The sequence below is a fragment of the Streptomyces sp. NBC_01390 genome, from assembly GCF_045040105.1.
GTDB lineage: Bacteria > Actinomycetota > Actinomycetes > Streptomycetales > Streptomycetaceae > Streptomyces.
In genome coordinates this window covers 11294332-11308271 of sequence record NZ_CP109551.1, presented here as the reverse complement: position 1 = coordinate 11308271, position 13940 = coordinate 11294332, and the positions used below count along the sequence as shown (strand labels likewise).

At 69.0% G+C, this 13940-nt stretch carries 10 protein-coding genes and 1 tRNA gene; 1 reads left to right on the top strand and 10 read right to left on the bottom strand.

The features are described from left to right. Positions 1-174: 174 nt before the first annotated feature. The 10 genes from OG241_RS50410 to OG241_RS50365 all read right to left on the bottom strand — a co-directional run bounded on the left by OG241_RS50410 (position 175) and on the right by OG241_RS50365 (position 13121). Entirely contained in the window at positions 175-2577 is a 2403-nt protein-coding gene (locus OG241_RS50410; RefSeq protein WP_405825964.1) for a Helicase associated domain protein, read from the bottom strand. Between the two features lie 160 nt (positions 2578-2737). Then, the gene (locus OG241_RS50405) at positions 2738-5752 is read right to left on the bottom strand and encodes an AAA family ATPase (protein ID WP_405825963.1); all 3015 of its coding nucleotides are present in this window, start codon (positions 5750-5752) and stop codon (positions 2738-2740) included. 1 nt (position 5753) lies between these two features. Next, positions 5754-6923 carry an exonuclease SbcCD subunit D gene (locus OG241_RS50400; protein ID WP_405825961.1) on the bottom strand — a complete coding sequence of 390 codons (1170 nt, stop codon included), beginning with the start codon at positions 6921-6923 and terminating at the stop codon, positions 5754-5756. 376 nt (positions 6924-7299) lie between these two features. Then, the gene (locus tag OG241_RS50395; protein ID WP_405812595.1) at positions 7300-9126 is read right to left on the bottom strand and encodes an ATP-dependent nuclease; all 1827 of its coding nucleotides are present in this window, start codon (positions 9124-9126) and stop codon (positions 7300-7302) included. A 401-nt stretch (positions 9127-9527) separates the two neighbouring features. Further along, positions 9528-9601, bottom strand: a tRNA-Met gene (locus tag OG241_RS50390). Between the two features lie 62 nt (positions 9602-9663). Further along, positions 9664-10236 (bottom strand): transcriptional regulator, encoded by a 573-nt coding sequence (locus OG241_RS50385; RefSeq protein WP_405812597.1) that lies wholly within the window; start codon positions 10234-10236, stop codon positions 9664-9666. Beyond that, complete coding sequence (locus tag OG241_RS50380; RefSeq protein WP_405812599.1) at positions 10236-11801, bottom strand: helix-turn-helix domain-containing protein; 1566 nt, start codon at positions 11799-11801, stop codon at positions 10236-10238. The genes OG241_RS50385 and OG241_RS50380 overlap by 1 nt, the downstream gene beginning before the upstream one ends. Next, a complete protein-coding gene (locus tag OG241_RS50375) occupies positions 11798-12085 on the bottom strand; it encodes a helix-turn-helix domain-containing protein (protein ID WP_405812601.1) in 288 nt (95 codons plus the stop codon). The genes OG241_RS50380 and OG241_RS50375 overlap by 4 nt, the downstream gene beginning before the upstream one ends. Positions 12086-12201: 116 nt before the next feature. Continuing rightward, entirely contained in the window at positions 12202-12603 is a 402-nt protein-coding gene (locus OG241_RS50370; protein ID WP_405812603.1) for a hypothetical protein, read from the bottom strand. A 197-nt stretch (positions 12604-12800) separates the two neighbouring features. Further along, complete coding sequence (locus OG241_RS50365; protein ID WP_405812605.1) at positions 12801-13121, bottom strand: 3'-5' exonuclease; 321 nt, start codon at positions 13119-13121, stop codon at positions 12801-12803. Positions 13122-13333: 212 nt separating this feature from the next. Between OG241_RS50365 and OG241_RS50360 the strand changes: the two genes are divergently transcribed. Then, a complete protein-coding gene (locus OG241_RS50360; RefSeq protein ID WP_405825966.1) occupies positions 13334-13933 on the top strand; it encodes an O-methyltransferase in 600 nt (199 codons plus the stop codon). Positions 13934-13940 lie beyond the last annotated feature (7 nt).

Genomic DNA, 13940 nt, shown 5'->3' with positions numbered 1-13940 from the left:
TGACAGGAAGGGTCGCTGTCCTTCCCCCGTGGGTACCGGTGCGTCGGCTCGGCAGGCGGTTGCCTGATCAGCGGCAGGAAGGCCCGTGGCTGGCGCGGGCGGTTGGTGGCCGGTGTCAGCGCTGCGGCCGCAGGTGCGATGGAGGAGCGGGAGCTAGCTGTCCGGGACGCGGGGTCAGGCGGTGGCCGGGTCGTCCGGGGTAGGTGCGAAAGCGAGGCCGTGTTCAGCGAGCGTGTCGGTGAGCATCTGGGTGTGACGGGGCGGGAGTTGTCCGGCGGTGAGTCGGCTGCGGGTCTTGGTGTACCAGGGGCCGATCATGACGTGTTCGCCGTCGACGTCGATCGACTCGCGGGCGCCGGGTGGGCGCTGCCAGCGGTCGAGGAACATCCGCAGGATGAGCAGGGTCTGCTCAAAGGTGCGGCGCTGGGTCGTTGTGCGGTGGGAGGGCAGGGGGCGGGCGGGGGTGAGGCCGATGCGGGTGAGCAGTTCGTGCTGGCCGGGCTTGAGGCGGTTCCAGTCGGTGAGCTGGCGGTGGAGCCAGCCACCCAGTTTGACGGTGCCGATGGTGGTGTCGCGGGTGAGGGTGTCGGGGTGGTGTCCGGCTTCGATGTGGCGAGCCAGGAGGTGGTATTTGCGGTGCCAGTCGGGGCTGTAGGGGAGCTGCCACTGGGGGTCGAGGGCGGCCAAGGCGGCTCCGCGGGCAGGGTCGAGACGGCCTTTGCGGGCGGCGGTGCGCTGGTCGGCGAGGAACTGGCCACCGGGCTGGTGAGCGGGGATGGCGAGGTGGCCGTGCTCGGCGTGGAAGGCCTCGACGGTGGCCATGTGACCCTGCCAGAGGGCCTCGTGCTCGTCCCAAACCATGCCGAGCGCCTCCAGCTCGGCGATCCACGCCGCATCGAGTGCGCCCGCGCGGCAGGCGGTGCGCTGGCCGGTGATGAAGGAGCCCAGCCGGTAGCCGTAGGCGTCCTCGTAGTCGGCCGGCACCCGCAGATGGCCGTGCTCGGCGTGGTAGCGCACGGCGGCCGCCAGACCGGCGCGGCGGGGGGCGGACAGGACGGCGCCGCTGGAGGGCCACACCAGCAGGTCGAGGGCGCGGGCGATCGCCGAAGGGTCGAGGGTGTGGTCGAAGCGGAAGCGGCGGGTGATGTAGGTGTGGGAGTCGCGGGCGGGGTGCTGGTTCTTGGCCCGTGGGGCGCGGGCGGCGATGGTCTGGTCGTGGTGGCGCAGGGCGGCGGTGACCAGCCAGAGAGCCTCGTAGGGGGTGCCGAGGAGGTCGGTGGGGTCCGCGCCGGGCGGGATGTAGGCGGGGATGACGAGGCTGGCCGTCTTCGTCTTGAGGGTGGGGGGTTTGCGCAGGGCGCGCCCCAGGGCTTGGACGATGCGACGGACGCTGGCGGTGCGGTCGGCGAAGACGACTCCGTCGACGGCCGGCAGGTCGACGCCTTCGCCGAGGATCTTGGCGTTGGCCAATACTCCCCGCTCGGCGTCGGTGAAGCGGGCGATGATGTCGGCGCGCCGGTGGGGGCTGTGGGTGCCGTCGATGGACTGCACGACGGTCTCGCCCGCCCAGTCGGGGCGCAGTTCGTCGGGGAGGGTGCGCAGGGTGTGGGCGAACTGGCGGGCGAAGTCGGCGGCGTCGGCGATCTGCTGGAAGTAGACGAACACGTGCCGCAGGTCCTGCTCGCGCATGGCCTTGATGATGGCCAGGTGCAGAGCGGTGGTGCGGCGCGCGGTGGGCCCGGCCTCGGAGTCGGTGAGGGCGGTGCGCAGTTCGGTGTCGGTGACGGTGGGCACGACGAGCTGGTAGTCGGCCAGGACGCCGTCGTCAATGGCGTCGGCGTGGGAATAGGTGTGCAGGCGGGGGCCGAAGACCCTCGGCTGATCCATCGTCGCCAGCAGGGACGGGTCGTCCCAGGCCGGTGCGGTGGCGGCGGTGCGCTTGGGCTGCGCCCTGGTGGTGGGCGGTTCGGTCAGGCGGGGGGCTTCCCATACATACGGGGTGGCGGTGAGGTAGAGGCGGCGCTCGGCAGGGATGCGCTCGTTGTCGTGCAGCGCGGTCCAGTTCTTCTCCCAGGTCCCGGCCGTGGCGTGTGCTTCGTCCACGATCAGCAGGCCGAAGACGGGGGCAGGAAAGATTGCGGAGTGCTGGGCTTCTTCGATCTTGGACAGCGAGTCGTAGGTGAAGAACACGGTCGCTTTGGGGTGGCGGCCCAGCCAGTAGGCCAGGTACTCCCCCGCGTTGGCCGAGTCGACCTTGGCGTCGGCGAGGAGCGGGTGGGACTCGGCGCGCAGCGAGGAGACGGTGATCATCGGCTCACGGCGGCCGTCCGCTCGGGCGGCCGCAGCCCACTGCGCGACCAGGTCCAGGCTGGGCACCGCCACCGCCAGGTGGCGCACGCCGAGTTCCTCGGCGACGCGCAGTGCGAAGAGAGTCTTGCCGGTGCCGCAGGCCGAGACGGCATGTCCGCGGGTGCGCGGGCGGCGCAGGTGGCGAACCGTACTGACGAGGCCCTTTTGCTGGTCCGTGCGCAGGACCAGACGTCCGGTGTGTTCTGTGGCAGGAGGGCTGGCGGTCATCGCACGGTTCCTCGGCATACGTGAGGGGCTGGCTCGCGTTCATTCTCGCGTACAGCGGGGATTCGTTGCAGCAGGTCTCTGTCGACTGGAGCCCAGGGCCTTGGTGTCATGAGCGCCAGCCGACGAGTGGCCGGTACGTGCACCGTGTCCTGTTGTGCGGTCATTCAGCCGCTTCGGTCAGGTGCGTGAGGGTGGAGCCGTCGATGTGCTTGGCGATGTGCAGGCGCTGGGTGATGCGGCGGCGCAGTTCGGGGACGTGGCTGATGAGTCCGACGGTGCGGTTGTAGGCGCGCAGGGAGTCCAGGACGTCGAGGACTTGGTGGAGGGTGTCTTCGTCGAGGGTGCCGAAGCCTTCGTCGATGAAGAGGGTGTCCAGTGCCTGGCCGCCTGCTTCGGCGGTGACGATGTCGGCCAGACCCAGGGCGAGGGCCAGGGAGACGTAGAAGGATTCGCCGCCGGAGAGGGTGTCGGTGTGGCGTTTGTGTCCGCTCCAGGCGTCGAGGACCTTGAGGTCCAGGCCTGATTTGGCGCCTCGGGCTGCTCTGTCGTCGGAGTGGACGAGGGTGAAACGGTGGTGGGACATGCATGACAGGCGGGTGTTGGCGGCGTCGACGACGTCTTCGAGACGGGCTGCCAGGACGTAGGACTCCAGTTGCATGCGGAGCTGGTTGCTGGGTGAGCCGCCGCTGATGAGGCCGTGGAGGTGATCGACGGTGCGGTAGGCGTCCTCGAGGGGTTCCAGGCGCTGGATCTGGGTGTCCAGCTGAGCGGTGAGGGTGGCCAGGGTGGTTGTCCGGTCGGCGGCCTGGGTGGCGAGGGCTGCCGTGCGGGTGTGGGTTGTGGTGGCGGTGTTCAGTTCGGTGACGGCGTGCTCGAGGTCGGCGGGTGGCTGGGTGATGGCTGCCTGCAGTTCGGGTTCGGCGAGCCGGACGGTCAGTACGAGGCGCTGTTCACGCCAGTGGGTGATCTCTTTGTCGATCGCGGTGAGTTCGTCGTCGGGCAGGCGGGCGGCCGAGGCTTCGGCCGGGGAGGTGAAGCCTGCCGCGTGTGCTGCCTGCTCTGCGAGAGCGGTGGCGCTGTGGCGGTCTGTGGCGGTTGTTGTCACGGTGGCCGCGCACGCGGCGGCGGTCTCGAGTCGGCCGGCGTGCTGGGTGAGGTGGGTGATGCGGTCGGCGAGTGTGGCGTGTCCGTTGAGGGTGGTTGCCAGGCGGTGGGTGAGCTCTTCGCGCTGGGTGTGCAGGCTGTCGTAGGTGGCATCGGCGGCGCCCAGGCGTGCCGTTGCGGTGTTGCGGGTGTGTTCGGTGTCGGCCTGTTCTTTTTCCAGGAGGGTGAGTTGTTCGCCGGCTGGTCCGGCGTCGGCTGCCTGGGAGAGGGCGTCGGCGAGGTGTTGTTCGAGGTCAGTGCGGTGGGCGGTGAGGTCGGTGAGGAGGGTGTTGCCGCCGGCTTCACCGCGTGCTGTGGCGGCCTGTTCGTTCAGCTGGGCCAGGGCTTCTTTGGCGTTGTTCTGCGTCTTCTGAGCGTGGTTGTGGGCGGCTTCGGCGGCCTGTTCGTCGGCGGCGGTGGGCTGACCGGGCTGGGCGGTGGCGGGTGTGGGGTGGGTGGGGGAACCGCATACGGGGCAGTCTTCGCCGTCGACGAGCCGGCCGGCGAGCTCGGCGACGATGCCGTCCGTGCGGCGGCGCCGGATGTCGACGTACGTTTTCGCGGCTTGCTCTGAGTCCTTCTCGGCCTGGCTGAGGACCTTGTGGGCGGCGTTGATCTGCTGGTCGAGAGCGTCACGGCGCCTGGCGGCTTCCAGCTGCTTTTCGGCGAGGTTGAGGGTGGGGGTGAGTTCGCGACTGGTTTCCTGCGCGCTGCGACTGGTTTCCAGGCGCGTGGCAAGGTCAGCGCGGCGTTGCGGAAGGGTGTTGAGCCATTGCTGGGCGTCGGTGAGGGTTTCGGTGAGCTGCTGGCGCTCGCGGTCGAGTGCGGCCAGATCTGCCGTGTGGCGCTGGAGGGTGGCCTCGTCGGGCAGCAGTGCCTGGACGGCACCGGTTTCGGCGTGCAGCTGCTGGCCGGCGTGAGTGAGGCCGGCCGTGTCGAGGGATGCGTGTTCGGGCGGCAGCAGGGCGCGGGCGCGGCTGTCGTCGTCCAGGGCACGGGTGTGCTCGCGGTCGGCGGTGTGTGCGGTCTCCAGGACGGATTGCAGTTGTTGGGCTTTCACGGCGCGGTCGCGGCGTTCGGCGAGGTGGTCGTGGTGGGTGGTCTGCTCGTGGAGCAGGCCGAGGTCGTGTGCGGTGGTGCGGTGGGCCTGCTGGAGACGGTGGAGGTCGCGGACGGCCTGTTCCGCCCGGCGGGCTTCGGTCAGCTGCTGCTCGGCGGTCTCGGTGGCAGCGCCGGCGGCGTCTTGGCGGGTGAGGGCCTGGCGGTGCAGGGCGGTGGCCCAGGCGCGGGCGGGTGCGGTGAGGGTGGCGGGGTCGTCGGCCCGGGGGGCGTCCTGGGCCGGTTCGAGGTCGTCGCCGGATGCCTGCTGGATGCGTTCGGCCAGGCGCAGGACGTCGGCGCGGGCCTCGTCGCGCGTCTTGGCGGTGAGGGTTTTGCGGTTGGCGAGGAATTCTTCGATGAGGCCGAAACGGCGGGTGCCGAAGAGGGTGCCGAGCAGGACCCGGCGTTCGGATGCGTCGGCGCGCAGGAACTTGGTGAACTCGTTCTGTGGGAGCAGGACGACCTGGCAGAACTGCTGGCGGGTCAGGCGCAGGAGGGACTTGATCTCTTCTCCGGCTTCCTTGTGGGACTTGATGATGCCTTCCCACTGGCCGTGTCCGTGTTCGTCGAGGACCCACTGGTGCAGGTAGGTTTCGGCTTTCTGGTCGACGAGCTCTGCGCTGTTGCGCAGGTGGGGTCGCTTCTGGGCGGGAATTCTGCGGATCTGCAGACGCTTGCCGGCGAGGGTTACTTCCAGGGTCACTTCGGTGAGCAGATCCGCGGGAGCGTGATCGCTGCGCAGCCGCATGTTGCGTTCGTGGGGCGGCAGGCCATAGAGGGCAAAGCAGATGGCGGCGAACAGGGTGCTCTTGCCGGCGCCGGTGTCGCCGTGCAGAAGGAACAGGCCGTCGGCGGACAGGGCGTCGAAGTCGACGGTGTGGCGGCGGGCGAAGGGGCCGAAGGCCTGCAGGTGTAGGGAGTGCAGACGCATGTCAGACGGTTTCCTTCTCCTGGGCGTGCACGCGCATGTCGTCGACGGCCTCTTGCAGGAGGTCTGCCTCTGCGGTGGTGGGTGGGGTGCCGCGCACGGCGGTGATGAAGTCGTGGGCGATGTCGAGGTCGCCGCGGCCGCGTACCCGTTCGCGGTAGGTGGGGCTGTCGGTGGCCTGTGCCGGGATGCCGGCGGGCACGTGCCGCATGTCCAGCGTCTTGGAGAAGCGCTGTCTGAGGCGTGCCATCGCCTCGTACGGCAGGGCGGTGTCGGTGAGGGTGACCTGCAGCCAGGCTTCGCTGAGCGGTTCGTGTGCGGGGTCGGTCAGCAGGTCTTCGATGCGGCCGGTCAGCCGGGCCAGCGGCAGGTGGAGGTCGGCCGGGATGTCGTGGTGTGTGATCGTGGGGGCGCCGTCGGCCGGCAGGTCGGTGAGGGTGAGGGACTTGGTGTGGTTGGTCTCGGAGAAGGAGTAGGCCAGCGGGGAGCCGCTGTAGTGGATGCGGTCGTTGACGCGCTGCGGGCGGTGGAGATGGCCCAGGGCGGTGTAGTCGATGCCGTCGAAGAGGTCGGCGCCGGCGTGGGCGACGCCGCCGACGCTGATGTCGCGTTCGCTTTTGCTGCTGGTGGCGCCGGTGATGAAGGCGTGGGCTAGGACGACGGAGCGGGTGCCCGGGCGGGTGGCGAGGTCGGCTCGGATGCGGTCCAGTGCCGAGGTGAGCACGGCCTGGTGGGAGGCTGTCTCGGCGTCCAGCTGGGTGCGTACCAGGGCGGGCTCGAGGTAGGGCACTCCGTAGACGGCGACGGGGCCGTGTTCGTCGTCGAGGAGGACGGGGCGGGCGGCGTCGGCGGGGTTGGTGCGCAGGTGGACGCCGGCTTTGGCGTACAGGCCGGAGCCGGTGCCGAGGCGGTGGGCCGAGTCGTGGTTGCCGCTGATCATGACGGTGGGGATGCCGAGGTCGGCGAGCTGGTGCAGAGCCCGGTCGAACAGGCGTACCGCGTCCAGGCTCGGGATGGCACGGTCGTAGATGTCGCCCGCGATCAGGAGGGCGTCCACCTTGTGGGTGCGGGCGGTGGCGCAGATGTGGTCCAGGACCGTGCGCTGGCAGTCGATCAGATCTTCCCCGTGGAACCGGCGGCCAAGATGCCAGTCCGAGGTGTGCAGGAACCTCATGGGCACAGACCGTAACCAGTGCGGTGGGAGCTACGGATGGTTTTCCCGATAAACGGTCTTGTTTCAGGGGCTTGGGGACACGCGAGGGAAAGGTTTCTTCGTCTGCGCTGCCGGGTGGCGGAGCCGGACGCGGCTCGCGGGGTGATTGTCAGTGGCAGGAGGCAAGATAAGCAGTGGGGGAAGGAGGATGTGATGTCGTTATCGCGTTCTGCCAGGACCGAGCACACTGTGGCGCCCGGGGGCTGCCGGTGGTGCGGAATCGAAGCCCGCGCTCACGCGCGGCAATGGACTGCGGAGGCCGGATGGCACGCCTGGGCGGCGCCGACCAATGAGCAGCGCAAGGAGCGCATGCTGCAGCGGCGGGCGCAGCAGCAGGTCAGCAGGCGAGGGCCTGCACCTCGGTGAAGATGTCCCGTAGCTGCTGTGGGACCTCTTCGGGGGTGGTGAGCATGGACACCAGTGCGTAGAGCATGTCGGCCTTGCCGTTGGGGCTGCTCTCCTCGGCCTGCTGTTTGATCATGTAGAGGATGCGCTCGCTGAACTTGCCGCCCCGGTGCTCGGTGAAGTCGTCGGCGCTCCAGGGGCGGCCCTTGGGGCGGGGCCAGTGGGCGTTGGCGGCGGCCGCCCACTGGAGGTCGCTGAAGAGCTCCTCCAGCTCGTTGTAGCCGTCGCTCTCTCCGACGTAGGAGACCTGCTTGGTGAGGTCGAGGCCGGCTTTGATGAGTTTCTCGGTCTTGAAGTGCTTGTTGGCGCGGCTGTCGGCGTCGACCATCAGCATGACGGTGCGGTGGTGCTTGACGAGGTAGCCCGCGAGGTGGAGTGCTCCTTCGTTGTTGTCGCAGGCCCACAGGGCGATGCCGGCCGCCTGCAGGGGCAGCCCCTGCGAGAGGCGGAAGAGCAGGGGCACGCACTGCTGCTCGGTGGGGCCTTCGACTGCCAGGAAGCAGCGTTCGTGCAGCAGGACGGAGTTGCGCAGTCCCACCGCGGCGGCGATCTGTCCGAGGTGGAAGTCGATGCCGTCGTGGGTGTCGTCGTCGAGGCGCTCGACGAGGGTGCGGCCGCTGTCGCTGAGTTTGAGGTGGATGACGTCGGCGATGTCGACGCCGTCGATGAGGTTCATCGAGTGGGTGGCGACGATGACGCTGACGTGGGGCAGGGCGCACTGCTTGCGGATGATGTCCATGACGGTGCGCTGGTGGCGGTAGTCGAGGTGAGTGTCGGGCTCGTCGTAGACGACGATGGTCTGCGTGGGCTGCGGCTCGCCCTGCTCCCCCGCCGCGGCGAGTTCACTGCTTTCGAGGAGGCTGCTGGTCCACTCCCACACGGCGAGGGCGATGCGCCGGGTGCTGCCCTGGCCCGAGCGGGTCAGGTCCACGGGCTCGCCGTCGGCCTTTGAGACCTCCAGCGGCGCCCTTTTGAAGCCGCCCTTGAAGGAGACCTCGGGCTTGACCTCCACGCCGACGAACTCGTGGCAGTGCTGGCGGATGTGCCGGCACAGGGAGTCCGCTTCCTTCTCCAGCCGCTGCGTGATCTCCTTCTCGATCTCCCGGACCTGCCCCTGGAGGGTCTCGTCCTCCAGGTGGGTCTCGTAGCAGCTACTCAAAGCGGTGCGCACCGCGTCGTCCGGGCTCTCGTCCTTGCCGCCGAACGCCAGCAGCCGCGGCAGCCGGGTCTCGAGGTCTTTGGGCAGCGGCTGCCACTGGTCGGTCTGCGGGACGGTCGCGGCGTGTGCGGTGAGCGCGGCCAGCAGGTCGTCCTTCAGCGTGCCCGACGGGACGAGGCCGAACTCGGTGACGAGTTCGGTCAGGTCCTTCTTCATCAGCCGGCCCAGGCCCTGCAGGCGGCTGTCAGCGGGCTGTGATCCGAAGAACTCCCAGCACGCCGCCTCACCGGCCCGTGAGCGGCGCCGGATACGGAGCTCGGCCGGTAAGAGGGCTGCTGCTGTCTGCTCGGCGGTGTCCAGGCGGAAGACGCCCTCCACCCATGTCTCCGCGCAGCGCTGTCCCTTGACGCCCTCGTCCTGCTGGTAGGTGCGGTCCTCGTCCGTCAGACGGTGTTCGCCCAGGAGGAAGGCCAGCGCGGCCAGGACCGCGCTCTTGCCGCCGTCGTTGCGGCCGGCCAGGATCGTCGGGCTGCTGACCGGGATGTCCTGCACGTGGGTCAGCGAGCGGAACCCGCACGCGGAGAAGCGGATGAGGTGCACGGTCGAGCTGCTCCGTATCTCCCCCGCTCCGCCGGGCGACGGACAGGGGTGTGGCGTGCGGGCGTTACGCGTGCGGATGAGGCGCTTGAGGCCCCGGCGCAGGCAGTCATCCTAGAGGCACGTACAGCAACCGTGCCCCGTATTGCGCCAGTTAGCGTCTGGGCGAGGAGAGGCTGAGCCTCTCCTCCTGAGCGCGGAACGCCGCATCCCGCAGGAGCCGGGAGCTGCACCGGCACAGTCTCAGGGAACGTGTTTGACCAGCGTGAACCCAGAATGCTCGGTTCCACACCTCGGGCAGGCAGCAAGGGCGGCCGGGCCTCCTGCTGGGCAGGAGGCAGACATGGGCTTGCGCCGGGAACGCAAAAGAGCCCGGATCGTGTAGATCCGGGCCTCTTCGGCAGTAGCGGGGACAGGATTTGAACCTGCGACCTCTGGGTTATGAGCCCAGCGAGCTACCGAGCTGCTCCACCCCGCGTCGGTGATCCCCACCGTACGCCATCCCAGCAGGCGCCGAAGACCACCTTCCGGCGCAGGGCTCTACGCGGCGAAGCCGACGTTGGTGACGTACTCGTACTGGCCCCACTGCGAGCCGAGGTCGACGATCGTGTCCTGCCACGCGGCGTCGAGGCTCTGGTGGTCGCCGGCCGCCCAGGAGCCGACGATTCGGTCCCAGCGGCGCACGTTCATCGTCCGGTACTCCACCACGCGCTGCAGCGGCTGCGGCACCTGGGACTGGTTGAGCGGGTGGATCTCCACTCGCGTACCACGTCCGTCGCGGTTGAGGCGCCTGAGGAGATGGCGGGCGACGTTGTGACGGCGCACCGCCCGGTACACCTGGTCGATACGTTTCAGGTTGGCCTTGGAGGGGCGGCGTTCGCCCTCAAGCCAGGCCTTCAGCGTCCGGTGGGTCACTGTGAGTCCGGCGTCCTGCGCTGTTTTCAGGGTCTGGGTCGACTTCGTCAGATAGTGCAGGCGCGCCGTCCATCCACGCTTGGCGGTCACAGGAGTGGCGATGCCGCCCGCGAGTTCGTCGAGCTTGCGAGCGACGGCGTCGCTGCCCTTGATGCCCTGGGCGCCGAACCTCCCGAAGTCGATGTTCTTCTCCGGCACTACTCCCCCTCTCCTGTGTGCTCACCGGCGTCAGTTCCGGCGGTGTACGTGTCCTTGACCTTGACCTCGGTAACACTGCGACCTTCGGCGAAGACACGGTGCCAGTCACCGATGACGTGGAGTTCGTCGGTGCCCATCGCCCGGACGACGGCCAGGCCTTCGTCATGGGCCTTGAGCGCCTTGAGCCACAGATTGGCGAAGGCCTGGCTGCGGATGAGGTGCATCCAGTCCGGGCGGTAGAGCTCCCGGTTGTAGTTCGACTCCCCCATCGTGGAGACAAACTTCGAGTACATCGCCTTCACGTACTCCAGCGTCACCGTATCGCCCTGCTCGATCGCCGTGTCGCGGGCGTCCTTCAACGCGATGCGGAACTTTTCCAGCAGGTTCTCCGTGGCCCCGGAGGTGTACGACTCGTGGATCTGAGGAGGCGCGCACAGCTGGCGCTTCGGGCCGGACAGGCGCAGCAGGAGGCGCAGCGTCGGCTCGGTGACCCACAGGGGGCCGGGCTCGTCCCTCTGGCCGATCGGGTTGGGCAGCACCGCCTCGTGCTCCCACTCGGGCGGGGTGATCAGGTGGACTCCGGAGCGGCGGCGGTCGTGGGCCAGGCCGGTGGAGTGCTCGAGCTGGCCTAGGGGGAGGTGCGTCTTGAGGGCGGAGAGGTAGGCGCCGTTGACGTCGAGCGCGGTCACCTCATGCTGGCCGGGCGGGAGTTCGTGACGGGTCCACTTGGGGCGGGCCTCCCAGATCTGGTCGGCGCCGCGCGCGGTCTGCTTCTTGAGGATGTCGGGGATCCAGGGGTGCGCGATCACGTCGTAGCGGGCGCCCTTGCGGGTCTCGTCCAGCAGTCGCATCGCGTCCGGGATCGCCCGCTTCAACAGCGCCGCCGTGGCTGCGTCGACGTCGCCCCGGTGCTCGGCGAGCGCGCCCTGCACCGCATCGCGGATCAGGTCGACCGGGCCGGACGGCTCCTGGAACGCGTGGCGGGCCGGGCCCTTGGAACGCTCCGTCGCACGCGCCGGACGTGTCGTGCGCGGCGGCACTTTCGGGGTTTGCGCAGTGGGCTGTTCGGCTGGCGGGGCAGGCGCGGTGGCGGGGGCTCCGGTGGCGATGGGCTGGCAGTCGGCCGGGGCTAGGTGCTGAGCGAACCCCGCCACGCGTTGTCCGGCCGGACGGCCGCACAGCACGCACGGCTCGGGTACGACGAGCAGTTCTACGTCGTCCCCGTCCTCGTCCTGCGCGGGATCCGGCGAAGACGAGGGGGTGACGGTCGCGGCCGTGTCTGACGTAAGGGGCTGCTCCGCAGCCGGCGCCGCCTCGGCCTCGGTGGCGAGCTTGGTGTTCAGCCCGTCCAGCAGGTACGCGTATTTCGTGCGGATCTCGCCGGCCGGGTCCCGGCCGCTCTCCCATCCGCTGAGGGTTGACGGGCTCACGCCGAGCGCGCGTGCCACCTGCGCCTTGGACAACCGAGCCCACTCCCGCAGCTCGCGGCGCACCTGACAGGGCGGGAGTTCGGCCTCCGGGCCGACAGCATCGAGCAGCGAGTCGATCGCATCGAAGTCGCTCACCGGCTCGTCCCCTTCGCTTCGGTCCGGACAGAACGGCGCCTGTCGGCGGGCAGCACCTCGCACGCTCTGGTCGGACCCGCCAGCAAGTCCAGCGCGCCGATGCCGTAGTGCTCGGCCAGGAGGTCGACGTCGCGCAGGCTCCACGAGATGGCGCCCGACTGCCGGCGCGACACCTGCGTCTGCGTCAGCCCCAGCACCCCCGCAACCGACCGCTGCGAGCCACCCGTCACCTGCATCAACGCGGCCATTGTCAGCCGCAGCGACTCCTCCAAGCTCAATCCCATGCCGCCATCTTACCTGGATCTATGCAACTCTCGCATGTGAATCAGCCTTTTACTATCAGCGATGTAGGAAAGCTTTCATCGTCACGCAGGAGCTGAAGATCCTGGGCAAGCGGGTATCAGTGATCCGGGCCGCCCTGATCACGCGGGATCCGTCGGGCCGCGCGCCGGGCTTCCCGTTTCGCCTGGCGCGCCGCTTCCACCGCACGATCGGACAGGCACCGCGGGCACACGAGGTCCACGACACGGCGGCGCAGAGCCCGGCGCAGCCGGAGCCCGGGCGGTGGCGGCCACCCACGGCAGTGGCGGCGCACCGTACGCACTCCGGTGCCCAAGAGCGCCCCGACCACGGAGGTGTTGTCGGCGTAGTTGGCCAGGAGGAACGCCATCTGCGCCCGGTGGCCGGCCGGGAACCGGGCCGCGAACTCGGTCCGCTCTTCCGGCTGGAGGAGCGCGTCGTGGCGTTCGCAGCGCGGCGTCGTCTTGTTGTTCCGGGTGATGCCCGGGGAGCTGATGTTCATAGCTCAAGAAGCCTGCCGGGGGCCGTCTGTGGACAGCGGGCGACCATTGAGGGCTTCTCGGATGTGCCGTCACCGGTAGGGTCGGCGCCCGTCACACTCAATGCTGCACCGTCCCGGATCATTGCGATCTGTACCGCCGCTCCTCCGTGGGCTCCTTCCAGACGGAGGCACCGAACGCCCATACCCCGCCCCGTGTATCACTGCGGTGGCTGGGGACTGGCCGATGCTCCTTCCGGGTGCTCGTTGATCCAGGACAGGCCGCCGATGTCGAGGCGGTGCCGGGTGCGGGTGACGGCCACATAGGCCAGGCATGCCTCTTTGTCGTCGATCCGGCGGGCAGTCCCTTGCCCCGTGTCGCGCGGCGGGCCGTCGGAGGGCGGGGTGAAGTCGTCGGCGATCTTCACCTGTGCCCATTCCCGGCCTTTGGCCTTGTGCGCGGTGGAGACGGTTACCTCGGACTGGTCTTCGGGGGCGAGATGGGCGACTGTCTGTAAGCACTTCTTTGGGCTCCACTGCACGGACTGAAAGTGGCTCCAGGACGTAAGAAGTTGATCTGGCTCCACTCGGTGGTTTACAAGTGGACGGTCGAACCCACCATGTGGGCGGTGTCCGGCGCCGGCAACGGTGCTACGAGCGCATGCCGGAATGCTTTCTCGCCTTCGCCAGGGCTGCTGTCGCTCTCGTCTGCTTCCGCCAGCTCGCAGGAACGTTGTGCGGCCATAATCACGGCATGTCGCTTCAGGGAACCGATGCGTACCAGGACAACAACATCCCCGCCTTGGTCCAGCGGGCCGTGCAGGCAGCGCGCCATCACGGTTTCGCGTTCTCCTGCAGGCCCGAACAAGGACGTCTGCTACAGGTGTTGGCTGCAGGGGCTTCACGCCGCATAGGCGAGACCGGGACTGGATGCGGTGTCGGCCTGGCCTGGCTGGCCTCCGGCGCGGTCAACGGAGCCCGGCTCATCAGCGTCGAACGTGATCTGGAACGGGCCCGCATTGCGGCGGGTGTCTTCCAAGACTGCGATCACGTTGACGTCCTCCACGGCGACTGGCGACGCATTGCAGATCACGGCCCATACGACCTGCTCGTGCTCGACGGTGGAGGGCAGGCCAAAGGCGACGGCACCGCTGATCCCGCCCGCCTGCTCACCGCCGGCGGAACAGTAGTGATCGATGACTTCACCCCCGCCACCACATGGCCACCCCACTTCAATGGCGCACCCGACCGGTCCCGCCTGCACTGGCTGGAACACCCCGAACTCCGGGCCACGGAACTTCGCCTCGCGGCAGACCTCAGTGTGGTCGTCGGAACCCGTCTCCCCACCTGCTGACAGCACC

Bases quoted from the DNA above. Each gene is read 5' to 3' on its own strand.
- OG241_RS50410 (WP_405825964.1), bottom strand. From the start codon at position 2,577: ATGACCGCCAGCCCTCCTGCCACAGAACACACCGGACGTCTGGTCCTG.
- OG241_RS50405 (WP_405825963.1), bottom strand. From the start codon at position 5,752: ATGCGTCTGCACTCCCTACACCTGCAGGCCTTCGGCCCCTTCGCCCGC.
- OG241_RS50400 (WP_405825961.1), bottom strand. From the start codon at position 6,923: ATGAGGTTCCTGCACACCTCGGACTGGCATCTTGGCCGCCGGTTCCAC.
- OG241_RS50375 (WP_405812601.1), bottom strand. From the start codon at position 12,085: ATGGGATTGAGCTTGGAGGAGTCGCTGCGGCTGACAATGGCCGCGTTG.
- OG241_RS50370 (WP_405812603.1), bottom strand. From the start codon at position 12,603: ATGAACATCAGCTCCCCGGGCATCACCCGGAACAACAAGACGACGCCG.
- OG241_RS50360 (WP_405825966.1), top strand. From the start codon at position 13,334: ATGTCGCTTCAGGGAACCGATGCGTACCAGGACAACAACATCCCCGCC.